Annotated in this window: 19 protein-coding genes; 11 read left to right on the top strand and 8 right to left on the bottom strand. The window is 63.0% G+C overall.

The window, feature by feature from the left end; translation table 11 throughout:
• Window positions 1-62: 62 nt before the first annotated feature.
• From CQ14_RS04900 to CQ14_RS04890, 3 genes are all read left to right on the top strand, one after another.
• Window positions 63-1,196, top strand: a complete 1,134-nt coding sequence (locus CQ14_RS04900; RefSeq protein ID WP_057856810.1) for a site-specific DNA-methyltransferase — start codon at window positions 63-65, stop codon at window positions 1,194-1,196.
• A gap of 146 nt (window positions 1,197-1,342) precedes the next feature.
• Window positions 1,343-1,765, top strand: a complete 423-nt coding sequence (locus CQ14_RS04895; RefSeq protein ID WP_245320193.1) for a hypothetical protein — start codon at window positions 1,343-1,345, stop codon at window positions 1,763-1,765.
• A 139-nt stretch (window positions 1,766-1,904) separates the two neighbouring features.
• Complete coding sequence (locus CQ14_RS04890; protein WP_057856808.1) at window positions 1,905-2,597, top strand: glutathione S-transferase family protein; 693 nt, start codon at window positions 1,905-1,907, stop codon at window positions 2,595-2,597.
• A gap of 285 nt (window positions 2,598-2,882) precedes the next feature.
• Here CQ14_RS04890 and CQ14_RS04885 read toward each other — a convergent pair whose 3' ends face one another.
• Together CQ14_RS04885 and CQ14_RS04880 are read right to left on the bottom strand one after the other, a co-directional pair.
• Window positions 2,883-3,317, bottom strand: a complete 435-nt coding sequence (locus CQ14_RS04885) for a nuclear transport factor 2 family protein (RefSeq protein ID WP_057856807.1) — start codon at window positions 3,315-3,317, stop codon at window positions 2,883-2,885.
• Between the two features lie 29 nt (window positions 3,318-3,346).
• Window positions 3,347-3,904, bottom strand: a complete 558-nt coding sequence (locus CQ14_RS04880; RefSeq protein WP_057856806.1) for a carboxymuconolactone decarboxylase family protein — start codon at window positions 3,902-3,904, stop codon at window positions 3,347-3,349.
• Between the two features lie 90 nt (window positions 3,905-3,994).
• Here CQ14_RS04880 and CQ14_RS04875 point away from each other — a divergent pair, with 90 nt between their 5' ends.
• Window positions 3,995-4,915, top strand: coding sequence for a LysR family transcriptional regulator (locus CQ14_RS04875; protein ID WP_057856805.1), 921 nt, complete (start codon window positions 3,995-3,997; stop codon window positions 4,913-4,915).
• A 93-nt stretch (window positions 4,916-5,008) separates the two neighbouring features.
• Here CQ14_RS04875 and CQ14_RS04870 read toward each other — a convergent pair whose 3' ends face one another.
• The 3 genes from CQ14_RS04870 to CQ14_RS04860 all read right to left on the bottom strand — a co-directional run bounded on the left by CQ14_RS04870 (window position 5,009) and on the right by CQ14_RS04860 (window position 7,030).
• On the bottom strand, window positions 5,009-5,626 hold the full coding sequence (locus CQ14_RS04870) for a glutathione S-transferase family protein (RefSeq protein WP_057856804.1): 618 nt from the start codon (window positions 5,624-5,626) through the stop codon (window positions 5,009-5,011).
• Between the two features lie 83 nt (window positions 5,627-5,709).
• Window positions 5,710-6,186: a nuclear transport factor 2 family protein gene (locus CQ14_RS04865; protein WP_057856803.1), complete on the bottom strand. Its 477-nt coding sequence runs from the start codon at window positions 6,184-6,186 to the stop codon at window positions 5,710-5,712.
• A gap of 19 nt (window positions 6,187-6,205) precedes the next feature.
• Window positions 6,206-7,030, bottom strand: coding sequence for a helix-turn-helix domain-containing protein (locus tag CQ14_RS04860; protein WP_057856802.1), 825 nt, complete (start codon window positions 7,028-7,030; stop codon window positions 6,206-6,208).
• A gap of 542 nt (window positions 7,031-7,572) precedes the next feature.
• On the opposite strand from CQ14_RS04860, the gene CQ14_RS43245 reads away from it, so the two are divergent.
• Window positions 7,573-7,734: a hypothetical protein gene (locus CQ14_RS43245; protein WP_156434686.1), complete on the top strand. Its 162-nt coding sequence runs from the start codon at window positions 7,573-7,575 to the stop codon at window positions 7,732-7,734.
• A gap of 278 nt (window positions 7,735-8,012) precedes the next feature.
• Here CQ14_RS43245 and CQ14_RS04855 read toward each other — a convergent pair whose 3' ends face one another.
• On the bottom strand, window positions 8,013-8,258 hold the full coding sequence (locus tag CQ14_RS04855; RefSeq protein ID WP_156434685.1) for a hypothetical protein: 246 nt from the start codon (window positions 8,256-8,258) through the stop codon (window positions 8,013-8,015).
• A 488-nt stretch (window positions 8,259-8,746) separates the two neighbouring features.
• Here CQ14_RS04855 and CQ14_RS04850 point away from each other — a divergent pair, with 488 nt between their 5' ends.
• The gene (locus CQ14_RS04850) at window positions 8,747-10,033 is read left to right on the top strand and encodes a flavin-dependent oxidoreductase (RefSeq protein WP_057856800.1); all 1,287 of its coding nucleotides are present in this window, start codon (window positions 8,747-8,749) and stop codon (window positions 10,031-10,033) included.
• Here CQ14_RS04850 and CQ14_RS04845 read toward each other — a convergent pair.
• Window positions 10,002-10,454 (bottom strand): PaaI family thioesterase, encoded by a 453-nt coding sequence (locus CQ14_RS04845; RefSeq protein ID WP_057856799.1) that lies wholly within the window; start codon window positions 10,452-10,454, stop codon window positions 10,002-10,004. The genes CQ14_RS04850 and CQ14_RS04845 overlap by 32 nt on opposite strands.
• A 287-nt stretch (window positions 10,455-10,741) precedes the next feature.
• On the opposite strand from CQ14_RS04845, the gene CQ14_RS04840 reads away from it, so the two are divergent.
• Complete coding sequence (locus CQ14_RS04840) at window positions 10,742-11,011, top strand: DUF2798 domain-containing protein (RefSeq protein ID WP_057856912.1); 270 nt, start codon at window positions 10,742-10,744, stop codon at window positions 11,009-11,011.
• 204 nt (window positions 11,012-11,215) lie between these two features.
• Window positions 11,216-12,964 (top strand): sensor domain-containing diguanylate cyclase, encoded by a 1,749-nt coding sequence (locus CQ14_RS04835; RefSeq protein WP_057856798.1) that lies wholly within the window; start codon window positions 11,216-11,218, stop codon window positions 12,962-12,964.
• A gap of 3 nt (window positions 12,965-12,967) precedes the next feature.
• Here CQ14_RS04835 and mutY read toward each other — a convergent pair whose 3' ends face one another.
• Window positions 12,968-14,059, bottom strand: a complete 1,092-nt coding sequence (gene mutY / locus CQ14_RS04830) for an A/G-specific adenine glycosylase (RefSeq protein WP_057856797.1) — start codon at window positions 14,057-14,059, stop codon at window positions 12,968-12,970.
• 72 nt (window positions 14,060-14,131) lie between these two features.
• Between mutY and CQ14_RS41875 the strand changes: the two genes are divergently transcribed.
• The 3 genes from CQ14_RS41875 to CQ14_RS04820 all read left to right on the top strand — a co-directional run.
• On the top strand, window positions 14,132-14,416 hold the full coding sequence (locus CQ14_RS41875) for a type II toxin-antitoxin system RelE/ParE family toxin (protein WP_082649705.1): 285 nt from the start codon (window positions 14,132-14,134) through the stop codon (window positions 14,414-14,416).
• On the top strand, window positions 14,388-14,708 hold the full coding sequence (locus tag CQ14_RS04825) for a HigA family addiction module antitoxin (RefSeq protein ID WP_057856796.1): 321 nt from the start codon (window positions 14,388-14,390) through the stop codon (window positions 14,706-14,708). The genes CQ14_RS41875 and CQ14_RS04825 overlap by 29 nt, the downstream gene beginning before the upstream one ends.
• 31 nt (window positions 14,709-14,739) lie before the next feature.
• The coding region (locus CQ14_RS04820; RefSeq protein WP_057856795.1) for a DUF721 domain-containing protein at window positions 14,740-15,096 on the top strand (357 nt) is incomplete at its 3' end.

Genomic DNA, 15,096 nt, shown 5'->3' with positions numbered 1-15,096 from the left:
CGCCAGTCGGTTGTTTAGTCCCGCGTCGCCGACAGCGTCGCCTGAGTCAGAGTAATTGAGTCATGGTAGTGTCGCGTCGCGGGGCGTCTGCAAGGGCGCCCCGCACTAAATTTGAGTCTGAGTCCAGCGCTCGTATCGTCGTCGGCGATTGCGTCGCGGAGATGTCGAAGCTTCCGGCCGGTTCGGTCGATCTGGTATTCGCAGACCCTCCATATAACCTGCAGCTCAAGGGCGATCTCAAGCGCCCCGACGAATCCCATGTCGATGCCGTCAACAACGACTGGGACAAGTTTTCATCCTTTGGCGCCTATGACGATTTCACCCGCGCCTGGCTGCTCGCCTGCCGCCGCGTCATGAAACCGTCGGCGACGTTGTGGGTGATCGGATCCTATCACAATATTTTCCGCGTCGGCGCGATCATGCAGGACCTCGGCTTCTGGGTTCTGAATGATATTGTGTGGCGCAAGACCAATCCGATGCCGAATTTCCGCGGCCGCCGCTTCACCAATGCCCATGAAACCATGATCTGGGCGGCGCGCGACGAGAAGGCCAAGGGCTATACGTTCAATTATGAAGCCCTGAAAGCCGCCAACGAGGACGTGCAGGCGCGTTCCGACTGGCTGATACCGCTGTGCACCGGCGAAGAGCGCCTCAAGGGAGCCGACGGCAAGAAGGTGCACCCGACCCAGAAGCCGGAAGGCCTGCTGGCGCGCGTGCTGCTGTCGTCGTCAAAGCCCGGCGATCTCGTGATCGATCCCTTCAACGGCACCGGCACCACCGGCGCCGTGGCAAAACGTCTCGGCCGCCGCTACATCGGCTTCGAGCGCGACCGGACCTACGCGGCTGCGGCCGAAGCACGCATCGCAGCGGTCGAGCCGCTGCCCGAGGCAACGCTGGCGCCGTTCATGACCGCGCGCGACGCCCCGCGCGTCGCCTTCTCCGAGCTGATCGAGCGCGGCATGATCCCGCCCGGCACCAAGCTGGTCGACTCCAAAAAGCGTCATGGCGCGCTGGTCCGTGCCGACGGCGCCATCATGCTCGGCGACAAGGTCGGCTCGATCCACCGCATCGGCGCGGTGGCGCAAGGCTCCGGCGCCTGCAACGGCTGGACCTTCTGGCACGTCGAGACCAAGAACGGCCTCAGGTTGATCGACGAGCTGCGCGCCGAGATCCGCTCGGAAATGGCGGCGGGTTAAGAGGCGGTTTACCTCGTCACCAGGCGTCCGGCTGCGCAGGCCTTTGGCCGCGCCAAAGCACGGCAGCGTGCGCATTGCTTGCGGAGGCGACCTGACGCACAACGCGGTTTGCCCGCCTCTTGCGCAACCACCCCGATCAAAGGGGCATGGCAGCCGTGCCGGACGCGGGGGTGGTCGCGCGCCTTTTCGCCCTTATCTTAGTAGACAGTTGCGACATTCATTCTCCCCATGAGACTACTGCCATGCGCACGCGAGGCTCTGAGTCCTTCATTGTGCTGCCGCTGCTGCCGATTTTCCTGATCGGCGTATTTCCGATGCTGCTGCTGAGCCTGCTGGGTCCCGCCGGATTGATCATCCTCGGCATCCTGGTTGCCTGCGCAGGCCTGACCGACATCCTCGACGCCAGCGGCACCTTCAGCGAGCAGATCATCGTCCACGGCTACGCGCGGGGATCGGAGCGGGCGGGACAACGCACGGCGCTGCGCACGGAAATGCGCTTCGCCTCGATCATGATCGCTGCCGGTGCGGGCCTGGCGGTCGCCGGCATTGGCGGTCTGGCGCTGTCGTAAACGGTGGCGGGCGCGCCGGTCACGAACTCGTCGCTTGCGCATTCAATAAAAATTTGAGCATGGACGTGGCTCCCGGCGGCCATGCCGCCGCGTGCCGAGACAAGTTTCCTTGCAAGAAGCAATGGGGGAGAAATTCCAAATGCTCAAATTCTACTTCAACGGATCGCCCAACCCGACCAAGGTCGCCCTCTTCCTCGAGGAAGCCGGCCTCGCCTACGAGCCAGTCGCGGTCGACACCCGCAAGGGCGACCAGTTCAAGGCGGGATATCTCGCCATCAATCCGAACGCCAAGGTGCCCGCGATCGACGACGACGGCGTCACGGTGTTCGACAGCAACGCCATCCTGCTCTACCTCGCCGAAAAGACCGGCAAGTTTCTTCCCGCGAACACGCCGCAAAATCGCGCGCAGATGCTGTCCTGGCTGATGTTCGTGGCAACCGGCATCGGGCCATATTCGGGACAGGCGGTGCACTTCAAGCATTTCGCGCCGAAGGACCAGAACCACGACTATTCCAACAACCGCTATCAGTTCGAGGCGCAGCGCCACTACACTGTTCTCAACGACCATCTCGCCGGCCGCAAATATATGGTGGGCGACACCTATACCATCGTCGATATGGCGCTATGGGGCTGGGCGCGGATGGCCGCCTTCGTGATGGGCGAGGACGCCGCCGCCAAATATCCCAACGTCAAGCGACTGGTCGACGAAATCAGCGCGCGCCCTGCGGCGGCAAAAGCGATCGCGCTAAAGGACAATTTCAAGTTCAAGACCGAGATGGACGACGAAGCCCGCAGCAACATGTTCAAGCATATGTCGGTGAAGGCCGCCTGATCGGACCTAACTCAGCAAAAACGGCGCCCTCGCGGGCGCCGTTTTCATTTCAGACTTTGTTGTTTCCAGAACGGCTTGGCGACGTCATTGGCAACTTTCGACCAGCAGGTGCCGATATCCTGAAACTCGCGCTCGCTCATTGCGGCCAGCAGGCACCGGTCACGGCTGCGTTGGCGCCACGCCCGCACAAGCGCGAGCGCGCTTGCCGCTATTGCAACGACCCTGGACCGCTTCAAGCCCAGCCGCCGATGCAACCCGCGCGCCGCGTAAACGCTGCTCAACGTCTCAAACCGTAGCGGCAAACTTCCGCTCTGCGGGGAACGGCCCGAGCACGCGCTCGACCAGCGCGGAATCGCAGTATTCCTTGATCTCCTTGATCTTGCCGTCCTCGATGCGCCAGACCATGCAGTATTGGTTGTCGTAGCGCTCTCCGCTCTTGGCCACATTGTCGCCGCGCGCTTCGACGACGACGTAGTCGCCTTCCGCGATGAAGTTGAACGCCAGCGTCCGCGGCCGCGCGGCGGCAAGCAGCGAGCGCAAATGCCCCATCAAGCCGTTATTGATCGCCTCGCGGCCCCTGAACTCACCAGACCATGAATACTGGCCGGTGACGACCCAGGTGACATCCTCTGCCAGGTTGTCGAGAAAGGTCGTCCCGCTCCGGTTGGCAGAATCGGCATAGACCTGTTGCACGAGTTTCTTGTTCGCTGCTGCGCTCATGGCGGCTTCTCCTTTTGACAATTTATTGGTCAAGCTTTGGGAAATGGTCGACCCACTTCGGGTTCGAGCGGCAACCGCAGGGCGTTCGCGACATGGCCGACCGTCCGGTAGTAGCCGGCCATCACCAGCAGTTCGAGAATGGCCTCGTCGTCGAACGCCGGACGCAGCGCGCTCCATAGGTCGTCGCTGACGTCGCAACGCTCATGCAATTCATCGGCAAGCCGGATCAGCACGGCGTCGGCCGCGTCCCAGCACGCGCTCGCGGCATTGCCATGCACGGTGGCGCTGACCTGCGCCTCCGTCAGCCGCGCCTCCTCGGCAAAGTAATGCACGCGCATGCCCCATTCATACTCGCAGCCGCACCGCGCCGTGACGCGCAGCAGGAAAACTTCGCGCTGCCTTAGACTGACGTGCGAATCCCTGAGATAGGCGGGCGCGCCATTGATGAAGCGCTCGAACAGCGCCGGATGCCGTGCCAGCGTCGTGAATAGCCGGAACGGCGGCATCCAGGATCGCGGCAGTCTGTCGAAGATGGCCTGCACGTGCGCGTCATAGGGCTCAGTGGCAGGCTTCAGGCGATCGGTCATGCAAGTCCAGCTTCGTTGTTTGCTGGACGTAATCTCGCGCAGGCATCACCATTCTTCCAATCGATAGAGAATATGATATATATTCATCATATGAATTTGAATTCGCTTGACCTTAATTTGCTGGTCGCGCTCGACGCCCTGCTGAAGGAAACCAGCGTCAGCCGCGCCGCGATGCGGATCGGGCTGTCGCAGCCGGCGGCGAGCCATGCGCTGCAGCGGCTGCGCGACCTGATCGGCGACCCGCTGCTGGTGCGAACCGGCGCGCGCATGGAATTGACGCCGCGGGCACAAGCGCTGCGCGCGCCGCTGGCGCAGGCGCTCGACCAGGTGCGCTCGCTGTTCGTCGCCGACGCGTTCGACGCCGCCAGAAGCGAACGTCAGTTTCGCCTGATGATGCCGGATCTGGCGGTCGAGCTGCTGATGCCACCGCTGATGGAGAAGATCACGAAGGCCGCGCCGAACGTCCGGATCGACGTGGTGCCGTGGCGGGGTCCTGCGATCTTCACCGCGGAATTCGCCCGTACCATCGATCTCGTGATCTCGATCGGCAACGCCTTCACCGGCTTCCACCGGCAGCGGCTCTACACCGACAGCGACGCACTCGCCGTCCGCCGCGGCCACCCCGCCGGCACGCGGCTGAAGCGGATCGAAAGTTTTCTCGACGCCCGCCATGTCGCGGTCGTGATCCGCGGCCAGAGCGAGGACCTGATCGATATGTGGCTGCGCCCCAAGGGCATCGAACGGCGGATCGCGCTGGTCGTGCCCGGCTATATCGAGGCGCTGCATGTTGCCGCGCGCACCGACCTCGTCGCCTTCGTGCCGCGCCGCCTGATCGGCGCGCTGTCGAAGCAATTATCGCTCGCGACCGTCGCGCCGCCGCTCGACCCGGGCATCGACGAGCAGTACATGTTCTACCCGACCCGCGCGCAGATGGATCCGGGCTCGATCTGGCTGCGCAACCTCATGCTCGGCATCGGCCGCGAGATGGAGCGTGGGAGGAAGGCTTCGTAGAGTGGGCAAAGCGAAGCGTGCCCACCACTAAATATTGAGATCGTGAAGGTGGGCACGGCGCTATGCGCCTTTGCCCACCCTACGAGCTAAATTCTAAGCTTTCTCATCGGCCAGCACCTTCTGCACCGCCGGCCGCCCCTCCATCCGCTGGCGATGCGCGACGACCTTCGGCAGCTTGGATAGATCGACTCCGTCGCCCTCCAGCCAACCGGCGATGGTGTAGAGATAGGGATCGCAGATCGTGTACTGCTCGCCCATCACCCAGGGCCCTTTGAGCATGTCGCGCTCGATCAGCGTGAAGCACGCGGTCATCGTCTCCGGTACCTTGCGCTTGAAATCGGCGAACGACGTTTCCTCGGTCGCCCAGCGCGCGCCGCGCATCTTGTGGGCGTGCGCGACATGCACCGTGGAACAAAGATAGCTGTTGATCGACTGCACCTGTGCGAATGCAAAGGAGTCCTGCGGTGCGAGCTTCGCGTTCGGAAAGCTCTGCGCAATGAACGCAAGGATCGCCGGCGTCTCGGTCAGCACCCCACTGTCAGTCACCAGCGCGGGCACGCGGCCTTTGGGGTTGATCTTGAGATAATCCGGACTGTTCTGCTGGTTGTTCTTGAAGTTCAGCCGTTCGGCGCTGTAGGGCGCGCCGACCTCTTCGAGCGCGATATGCGAAGCCAGCGCGCAGGTGCCGGGGGCGTAGTAAAGCTTGAGCATGGCGGTCCTCATGGGGAAAGCCGGACGTTACCGGCATACCCCTGAGCCGTCCACCCCCGGTGGGTGGAGTATCCTTTGGCGGTTCAACTCGCCCGCGGCTGAAGCTTGCCCTCGATGTAGACGCTGACGATCGTATCGTCGGCGGGATAATGCTCAGGCGCCACCGCCGTAAGCTGGGCCTGAATGCACTTCCACGCGCCGTTCTCGAACAGATAGGTGTCGGTATACGTGGTCATGCCGGTCACTTCATGGCCATCGCGGCGGCGAATGTGCTTGTTGGTGGAACGCACCAGCGCAACATCGCCGACCACCGTGATCAGTTCGTCGCGAACGTCCCAATAAACGATGACCTCTGGATCGAAGGCGGTCGCCCAGTATTTCAGGTAGGTCGCGCGATCCCAGCGCTGGCCGGTGGGCCAGATATTGATGAAGCTGGGATGCAGGATGGCGTCGTGCGAGGGCACGTCGCTGGTCACGAAATTATGGATGAAGCGGGCATTTAGCGCACGCAGCTCATTCATTGTCTCGGCCGATTGATGGTCGCGCAAAGCAGCCTGCATCTCGATCTCCCGGGGTTGTTCAAAGGGCCATCTGGCGCGCCTTCTCGGCGGTCGCGTCATCAGCTGGAAAGAAGCATTCGATCTTGATCTGCTGCAGCGCAGCGTCCGTCGGCATCGCCAGCGTCGTGAAGGTGGAAAAGAACGCCAGGCGATAGTCGCCTTTCGCGAGCTGCATCGTCATGACCGGCGACGACGCCGACGAATGGCGCGGCAGCCGCCATTCGGCCGACAGCCCGGGATAGACCATGATCTCATCGAGCAGTTGCGCCGCGGCGCGGCTGCCTTGCGCGACATCGCGGTGCAGGATCTGGATCAACTGCCGTGCGAACTCGTCCCAGTTCAGCATGAACTGCCGCAGGCCCTTTGGATGAAAGACGACGTGCATCGCATTGTCGGCAAGCCCGTTTTCCATCTGGTATGAATCGCGAAACGGCTTGAGCAGACGCGCCGACGCCTGATTGCGGATGCGAACATCCCAGTGCCCGTCGATCACGATGCCCGGATAGGGCTCCTGCTGCCGCAGGATGAAATCCAGCGCCTGCCGCACCGGCTGCAGATTTTCGGCCGCCAACCCCTTGTCGCCATAGGGCGGCACGAAGCCCGCCGCAACATGCAGAGCATTGCGCTCCTCGAGCGGCAGGTCGAGCGCGCTGCCGAGCAACTGCACCATCTCGCGGCTCGGCTGCGAGCGGCCGGTCTCCAGAAAGCACAGGTGCCGGGCTGATACGTTGGCATCCGCCGCCAGTTCGATCTGGGTCAGGCGGCGAACGCTCCGCCAATGCTTTAGCAGGCGACTGAAATGTCCAGCCGATAGCTCGTGCGAGTTCGTGTCCGAAACACCCATGCCGGCAATCTAGACTATCGCATCAGAACGGCAATTACCTCCGATGTAAGTGACCCGTCCCGCAATTCCTTGCAGAGTGAACCCCTTGGAGACCAAAGCTCGAGGGAAGCATTGATGGACAAGAGCGCAATCGCGACCACCGTCACGCACTATATGGCGGCATGGAACGAGCCTGATGATACGGCCAGACGCGCCTTGCTCGCGCAATGCTGGGGCGAAGACGGCGTCTATCTCGATCCGAACGTCTCGCTGGCCGGGCGTGAGGCGCTGGCGAAGAAGATCGGCGAAGTGCTGGCGAGCCGGCCCGGGGCGCGGCTCGAGTTCATGAGCGGTATCGACGTCCATCACAACGTGGTCCGCTTCCTCTGGCGGCTGGTGCGCGCGGACGGAACCTGCGGCGACACGTCAATCGACTTCGGCGAGATCGGCCCCGACGGCCGGCTGGTGAAGATCGTAGGGTTCTTCCGTAAACCAAGCCGTCTGCTCATAAACTTGGTGACGCGAAATCTATGTTCGCTTTGCTCACAAAGGCGACCTAGGTCGTGGCGGTGCAATATGTCGCGATGGACCATGAGCAGACTCATGCAAACGCAACGAACGAGGTGCACGGACGCACCCACGTGTGGGATCAGCAGCACAGCAAGGCACTTGAGGCGCAGATGCTCGCCACGCCGGACCCGCAGGTATTGCGGACCCCGACCTGATTGCCCGCCAGATGGTGACGCGCGGTCGAGGCTCCGGCGTCGTGGACTACAATATCCAGGTCGCCGTCGTCTGCCGACCTATGGCGCGGACGAACGAATTGCTCTCAGGTCTTTGAGATCGCTTGCGATGCGAGCAAGGCGCTTGCTGAGCTGCGTGCGGTTGTGAGCCTCGATCTCGGGTCGCATGCTTTCGCCCGGCGAGTAGCGCGACTTTGGTCGCCGACAATTTTCCGACCTGGTCGCTCGCCTATATCGCGACGCGCCGACAAGACCTGACGCTAATCCGCCACTTGGTGGTTTCCGGATGCGTTGAAGTTATTCTTCGGACTGTACCCGGAGTCGTGTAGATTGCGGATATAGAGGGCGCGGTCGCTGCGATTCACAGCGCTCGGCCCGGCGACTGGCGGAGACGCGCGCATACTGGCAAATGCGTTCATCGGTTGGCGATTCGTCCGCTGCGCGGCCAGAGCGGTAGAAGTGGCGAGGGTGAGGATAGCAAGACTGACAAGAATGCTTTTGCTCATAGTCAGCTCCTCTGTATCCACCCCGTGGAGCGCAACCGAATTTATACCCACGGGAATATTAAGCCAGTCACGAAACAGCGACGCCAGCGAAAGCGCGAACAACCAAACACGAAGCAATCCCGAGTCTCAAAGTCGGCAAGCAATACCGGCTATACCCCTCAAATAAACGGAGCTGCTCGCAATGTTGCGCATGCAGCACGACGCGGATGGAGTCTCAGCGTCCTAATTCTGGGACCGACTCGACAGCGCGCAGTCGCGATCGATTTCGCGGGCACGAAACGATGGCCAGCACTCTGGCACGTGATCGATGGTCGCTCGGCGGCAACCTTTACGTTTTAGCGCCGCTTCCTCATCGTCGCGCGCGAAGCTCCGTGCCACGGTTAGGCGGACCTTACGTGGAGCTAGCTATATTTGGTGTTGCCGGGCCTTCGCAGTTGCCCCCTGCCCTCCCTCATGCCATGACGCCTGGGAAGCAACAGGGGCGTACCATGACTGTTCTCATCGCGGGTGGCGGCATCGGCGGGCTGACGCTGGCGCTCAGCCTGCACCAGATCGGCATACCTGCCAAAATATTCGAGAGCGTGCCCGAACTGCGGCCGCTCGGCGTCGGTATCAACGTGCTGCCGCATGCGGTGCGCGAATTGATCGAACTCGGCCTGCACGACAAGCTCGACGCGGCGGCCGTGCGCACCAAGGAGCTCGCGTATTTCTCCAAGCACGGCAAGCCGATCTGGAGCGAGCCGCGCGGCATCGAGGCCGGTTACAAATGGCCGCAATTCTCGATCCATCGCGGCACGCTGCAGCAGATCCTGCTCGATGCCGTGATCGAGCGGCTGGGAAGAGAGAATATCCTGACCAGCCACCACCTCTCCGGCTGGACCGATACGGAGAACGGCATCCGCGCCGAATTCATCGACAAGGCGACCGGCCAATCGCAAGGCAGCCACGACGGCGTGCTGCTGATTGCCGCCGACGGCATCCATTCGGCGGTCCGTGAAAAGCTTTATCCCAATGAAGGCCCGCCGATCTGGAACGGCCGCATCCTGTGGCGCGGCATCACCGACAGCGACGCCTTCCTGTCCGGCCGCACCATGATCATGGCCGGCCACGAAATCCTGAAGTTCGTCTGCTATCCGATTTCGAAGCAGGCCGACAGCAAAGGCAAGTGCAGGATCAACTGGGTGGCCGAACGGCACATGCCGCCGACCTACCAGTGGCGGCGCGAGGACTATAACCGCACGGCAAAACTCGAAGAGTTTCTGCCCTGGTTCAAGGACTGGAAATTCGACTGGCTCGACGTGCCCGGCCTGATCGAAAACTGCCCGCACGCCTACGAATATCCGCTGGTCGATCGCGATCCCGTCGGGCAATGGACATTCGGCCGGATCACCTTGATGGGCGATGCCGCGCATCCGATGTACCCGATCGGCTCCAACGGTGCATCACAGGCCATTCTGGATGCCCGCGTCATCACCCGCGAGATCCAGGCGCAGGGTCCCACCAATGCCGCGCTCGCAGCTTATGAAGCCGAGCGCCGCCCGGCGACGACGGACCTCGTGATGCTCAACCGCCGCAACGGTCCCGAGCAGGTGATGCAGATGGTCGAGGAGCGTGCGCCCAATGGCTACAACGTCGTCACCGACGTGCTGTCGCTGCAGGAGCTGGAAGATATCGCCGCCAATTACAAGCGTGTCGCCGGCTTCCAGGTCGAGGGCCTCAACGCCAAGCCGCCGATCGTCCAGCTCACGCCGGAAGCGCCGCGGGCCGCAGGCTAGCGGGCGCTATCGCCTTCACCGTCTCGACCAGCCGCGCGCTGGTCGTGGCGGTCGCCAGCACGGTGCCATCCTCGGCCATCAGCCGCCCCTCCACGAAGGCAACGGTCTTGCCGAGCTGTGTGACAGTGGCCTCGCCGGTGATCGGGCCCGGCCTGGCGGGGCTGAGAAAATTCACCGTCATAGTGATGGTCGCCGTGTAGAGTTTTCCCTCGGTCATGACGAACACGGCCGGCCCCATCGTGTCGTCGAGCATTGCCGAGAGAATGCCGCCCTGCACGAAGCCGGCCGGGTTGCAGAAATCCCGCTTGCCGTCGAAGCCGATGCGGATCCAGCCGTCCTTCGGCCGCGCGTCGAGCAGGTGCCAGCCGAGCAGTTTTGAGGACGGCGGGGGTTTTAGATTATCAAGAGCGGTCTCGACCATGGGAACCTCCGTGAGGCTCTCTGGTAACGCAACCCTGCTGCCAGCATGGTGTCAGCAGGATGAGCGTCATTCGCCGGAACGAGCGGCCGGTTTTGACAATTTCCAGGTCTGAGCCGGTGAATTTGGCTGGTGCCCGTCCGACGCCGCGGCTATGAAGCCGGTGCTGCGCGTCCTGCGCACCGTAAGCGTCTCACGTCAGGCAACGCATTCAACCGGTCGGCTCGACCGAGGTGGAATGCATCATACGCGCCCGTGATTGACCGACCGAAATTCCAATGAGTGATATCATGACCCCCTCTCCTGCTCCGCGCCGGCGCGGAAAATTGCCTGCGCGCTATGCGGCGATCGTCATGCCGCTGGTGCTGTCGGTGCTGATGACGTTCGTCGTATCCGCGATTTCGACGCTGAGAAGTCTCGGGCCGACATCAGCCTTTCTCGCGACCTGGCCCGCCGCATGGGCGATCTCGTGGCTGGTGGCGTTTCCGACCCTGCTCGCGGTGCTGCCGCTGGTGCGAAGGATCGTAGCGCTCGCCGTCGAGACATCGCGGCCAAACTGAAGGCAAACGGGCGCCGCCCGCGCGGTCGCGCCCGTTTCATTCCCTCAGCCTTCCCGGCACTGATTCCGCAGAAGTACGGAACGTTAATGCTTGCTCAACCATGCCGTTTCACGCGCGATTTAACACGATCGCATTGGCGCGAGCGGGCTTTAACATGTTGGAACGGGATCGCGCGAAAAAGGTCTGCAAACCGGAACCACGCCAATGCGCAATTTGCTGCAAAAGCTCGCTGACCGCCTGCATGCCATCGAAGACCGCCTGACCGTCCAGATGCAGATCGCCACGGCGGCGGCGGTCACGTCCGTTCTGCTGGTCGGAGCTCTGGCCGGCGGCGCAGCCTTCGTCAGTTATCGGAACACCGCTTCGCTGGTGAACAGCAGCCTCGCGACGGTGGCCTCCTCCACCTCCGGCCGACTCGACCGCTTCATGGCCGAACGTCAGCAGGAAATGAATCTTTTCTCGCAATTGCAGCCCCTGCAGAAACTGTGGCGGGATGATCCGGTCGAGCTTCGACGTTCGCTGGAGCAACTGCAATCGACCTTCTCCGATCTCGCCTGGATCGGCTTCGCCGACGTCAACGGCAAGGTCGTGGCCGCAACCGGTGGCCTGCTCGAGGGCGCCTCAGTCGCGGCGCGGCCCTGGTTCAAGGAGGGCCTGCAGCGGCTCGCGATCGGCGATGTGCACGAGGCGGTGCTGCTGGCGTCGCTTCTGGCGCAACGGGAAAACGGCGAACCCTACCGGTTCGTCGACCTCGCCTTTCCCGTCAAGGATTCCTCCGGCAAACTGCTTGGCGTGCTCGGCGGGCATCTGAACTGGGACTGGGCGAGCCAGTTGATCACGGATGTCGAAGCCAATGACGGCGACACCGACACGCGGCTTTCCATTATCGACAAGAACGGGGTCGTCCTTGTCGGCCCGGACAAGGGCACGACCCGCTACAGCGGCGAGCAGCTCGCCAATATTCTCAAAAAGCGCAAAGGCGCCTTCTCCGAAATCTCGGGCGACCAGCGCATGCTCACGGCGTTCTATGTCGGCATGGGTCACCGCGAATATCAGGGATTGAACTGGATCGTGACCGCAAGCCAGCCGACCGGTATCGCGCTCGCCGCCGCCATATCGTCGGCGGAAATTATTCTGGGCATTGGCGCCGTCACGGCCCTGATCGGCCTCGGTCTGGCCGTCGCCATTTCCCGGCGGATCGCGCGGCCCATCATCGCCCTTACAACGGAAGCCGACCGGATCGGACGTGCTTCGGGTCCAACCATGCTGGCGCGGCAAAGCGGTTCGGTGGAAGTCGTTCAGCTCACGCGGGCGCTGCGTTCGCTGCTGCGACGCATCGGCTTTGCCGAAGAGCGAACCAGGGAAGCCGAACTGCGCGCCACCGAAAACGCCCTGCAGTTCAAGGACGACCTCGTCAAGCTGCAGAAAATGGCTGACACCGACTATCTGACCGGGCTGATGAACCGGCGCGCCTTCCTCGCCGTCGCCGACGACACGGCGGAATTCTGCCGGCGCTACAAGCGCGGCATGGCGACCCTGATGATCGATATCGACCATTTCAAGAAGATCAACGACACCCATGGCCATGCGGCCGGCGACGATGCGATCAAGGGAGTCGCTGACATTATCGGCCAGTCGATCCGCACCACCGACAAGGCCGCCCGCTTCGGCGGGGAGGAGTTCGTGGTGCTGCTCCGCGAGATCGATCAGGAAACCGCCATGCTGCTGGCCGAGCGTATCAGGAGCTCGATCGAGCAAACCACCATCAGCCATGGCGAGACGAGCATTCCCGCGACCGTCTCGATCGGCGTCGCGATCAATGCGGAAAGCGACCGCGACGTCCAGGACATGATCGAACGCGCCGATCAGGGCCTCTATGTCGCCAAGAAAACCGGCCGCAACCGGACGTTCCTGATGGCAGCCTCCGAGGGACGGGAAGCCCGCGCCGCCTGAACTTCAATCCAGCCCGTGCGCGATCGCCTTGCGCATCACGTTGGGCAGCGCCTCGTCGGCCAGCGTCGCGACCGGCACCCAGCGCATGCCCGCCGGCGGCCGCGTGCGCGCGGCCACATCCGCGGTGTAGATCACGAGCTCGAGCGGAAAATGCGTGAATACGTGGGTGACCACGCCGACCTTGCGGTGCCAGCGCGTTATGCCTTTCAGCTCGGGTGCCTGTTTGAGCGCCGCCTTGTCGTCCTGCCCGGCCAGCCAGTCCGAGCCCGGCACTTCGGTCATGCCCCCGAGCAGGCCTTTTTCCGCCCGGGTGCGCACGAGGAGTTCATCGCCGCGCGTGACGATGAAGGCGGCCCCGCGGCGTAGCGTCCCTGACTTCTTCGGCGCCTTGCGCGGAAAACTCTCCTGATCGCCGCGCAAGCGGGCGGCGCAATCCTCGTTCAGCGGACACAGCGCACAGGCCGGCTTCTTCGGCGTGCAGATCGACGAGCCGAGGTCCATAAGCGCCTGCGCACTGTCGCCGGCGCGAGAGGCACCCAGCAGCGTCGCCGCCAGTTCCTGGATGCGCGGCTTGGCCTGCGGCAGCGGTTCCTCCACCGCATAAAGCCGCGACACCACCCGCTCGATATTGCCGTCGACCGGCATGGTCTGGATGTCGAAGGCAATCGCCGCGATCGCCCTTGCCGTGTAGGGACCGATGCCTGGCAATTGACGCAGGCCTTCCTCGCTACCGGGAAACACCCCGCCATGGTCGCGCAGCACCGCGACCGCGCAGGCATGCAGATTGCGGGCGCGCGAATAATAGCCGAGCCCGGCCCACATCCGCAGCACATCGTCCTGCGAGGCGCGGCCGAGCGCGCCGACATCCGGCCAGCGCGCCAGAAACTTTTCGAAATACGGCCCGACCGTTTTGACCCCGGTCTGCTGCAGCATGATCTCGGATAACCACACCCGGTACGGATCGGCCCGCTCGCCGGCCGCCGCCCGCCACGGCAGCCGTCGGCGATGGCGGTCGTACCAGTCGAGCAGCAGCGCGGGGCGGGAGGCGCTGCTTTCTGCGGCGGTCTGTTTCTTGCGGGCGGCGAGTGAGGGCACACTTCATCTTAAAATCGGATTCGAGCCATGACCAGAGTTTACAAACTATAACGCAACGCGTTATAGTTGCGCATGATTCAGAGCTTCTCCGATCCGGAAGCAGAGTTGATCTGGTCCGGACGGCGAAGCCGAAGACTACCGGCCGATATTCAGAACATCGCCCTGAGGAAACTTCGTCTCTTAAATCAGCCGCGGATACTCGCCGATCTCCGTGTTCCGCCTGGCAATCGACTTGAGGCTTTGAAGGCAGACCGGCAGAGCCAGCACTCGATCCGGATCAACGACCAGTGGCGGATATGCTTTGTCTGGCATGAGGGAGGACCGACGCATGTCGAAATCGTCGACTACCACGACTAGGGGCGGATTGCTTCAAAACCCGCATCCCGGCGAAATCCTGCTGGAAGAATTTCTCAAGCCGATGGGGCTCAGTCAGAACGGACTGGCGCGTGCGGTTCACGTGGCGCCGCGCCGGATCAATGAGATCGTATTGGGCAAGCGGGACATTACCGCCGACACCGATCTGCGGCTCGCGCGCTACTTCGGTATGTCCGAAGGATTCTTCCTCGGGCTGCAGATGGACTACGACCTGATGCAGCGGCGGCGTGAGATTGACCGCGATCTGAAGGCGATTCGTCCGCGTGCGGCGTGACCGCGGCAGCCGGCTCGGATAGAGTCGCCCCATGTCCAAGCCCGGCCCGTTCAGCGCAAAACCCCTCTCCGTCCTGCTCAGCGACGTCTTTTCCGACGCGTACGCAAAACAGGGGTTTGCAGCGCGCGAGCTGGTGACGCGCTGGGCCGACATTGCGGGAGCCGAAATCGCCGCCCATTCCGAGCCCCTGAAGATGCAGTGGCCGCGGCCAGTTGAGGGGCAGCCGCAGGAACCGGCGACGCTGGTGCTGCGGGTGGAAGGACCGATGGCGCTGGAGATCCAGCATTCGTCCGACGTCATCCTGCAGCGGGTCAACCGCTTCTTCGGCTGGAGCGCGGTCGGCCGGCTGGCGCTGCGGCAGGCGCCGCTGTCGCGCCGAAACCGCGCC

Origin of the sequence: Bradyrhizobium lablabi, from assembly GCF_001440475.1 — a bacterium.
Taxonomy (GTDB): domain Bacteria; phylum Pseudomonadota; class Alphaproteobacteria; order Rhizobiales; family Xanthobacteraceae; genus Bradyrhizobium; species Bradyrhizobium lablabi.
The sequence above is the reverse complement of the archived record's forward strand: the minus strand, read 5'-3'. Positions and strand labels throughout refer to the sequence as shown.

Coding starts and splice junctions, on each gene's coding strand:
- CQ14_RS04900 (WP_057856810.1), top strand. CDS start 63: ATGGTAGTGTCGCGTCGCGGGGCGTCTGCAAGGGCGCCCCGCACTAAA.
- CQ14_RS04880 (WP_057856806.1), bottom strand. CDS start 3,904: ATGACCGATCGCCTGAAGCCTGCCACTGAGCCCTATGACGCGCACGTG.
- CQ14_RS04865 (WP_057856803.1), bottom strand. CDS start 6,186: ATGCAGGCTGCTTTGCGCGACCATCAATCGGCCGAGACAATGAATGAG.
- CQ14_RS04885 (WP_057856807.1), bottom strand. CDS start 3,317: ATGAGCGCAGCAGCGAACAAGAAACTCGTGCAACAGGTCTATGCCGAT.
- CQ14_RS04825 (WP_057856796.1), top strand. CDS start 14,388: ATGTCGAAATCGTCGACTACCACGACTAGGGGCGGATTGCTTCAAAAC.
- CQ14_RS04855 (WP_156434685.1), bottom strand. CDS start 8,258: ATGAGCAAAAGCATTCTTGTCAGTCTTGCTATCCTCACCCTCGCCACT.
- CQ14_RS04850 (WP_057856800.1), top strand. CDS start 8,747: ATGACTGTTCTCATCGCGGGTGGCGGCATCGGCGGGCTGACGCTGGCG.
- CQ14_RS04895 (WP_245320193.1), top strand. CDS start 1,343: ATGGCAGCCGTGCCGGACGCGGGGGTGGTCGCGCGCCTTTTCGCCCTT.
- CQ14_RS41875 (WP_082649705.1), top strand. CDS start 14,132: ATGATTCAGAGCTTCTCCGATCCGGAAGCAGAGTTGATCTGGTCCGGA.
- CQ14_RS04860 (WP_057856802.1), bottom strand. CDS start 7,030: ATGGGTGTTTCGGACACGAACTCGCACGAGCTATCGGCTGGACATTTC.
- CQ14_RS04890 (WP_057856808.1), top strand. CDS start 1,905: ATGCTCAAATTCTACTTCAACGGATCGCCCAACCCGACCAAGGTCGCC.
- CQ14_RS04875 (WP_057856805.1), top strand. CDS start 3,995: ATGAATTTGAATTCGCTTGACCTTAATTTGCTGGTCGCGCTCGACGCC.
- CQ14_RS04840 (WP_057856912.1), top strand. CDS start 10,742: ATGACCCCCTCTCCTGCTCCGCGCCGGCGCGGAAAATTGCCTGCGCGC.
- CQ14_RS04835 (WP_057856798.1), top strand. CDS start 11,216: ATGCGCAATTTGCTGCAAAAGCTCGCTGACCGCCTGCATGCCATCGAA.
- CQ14_RS04870 (WP_057856804.1), bottom strand. CDS start 5,626: ATGCTCAAGCTTTACTACGCCCCCGGCACCTGCGCGCTGGCTTCGCAT.
- CQ14_RS04845 (WP_057856799.1), bottom strand. CDS start 10,454: ATGGTCGAGACCGCTCTTGATAATCTAAAACCCCCGCCGTCCTCAAAA.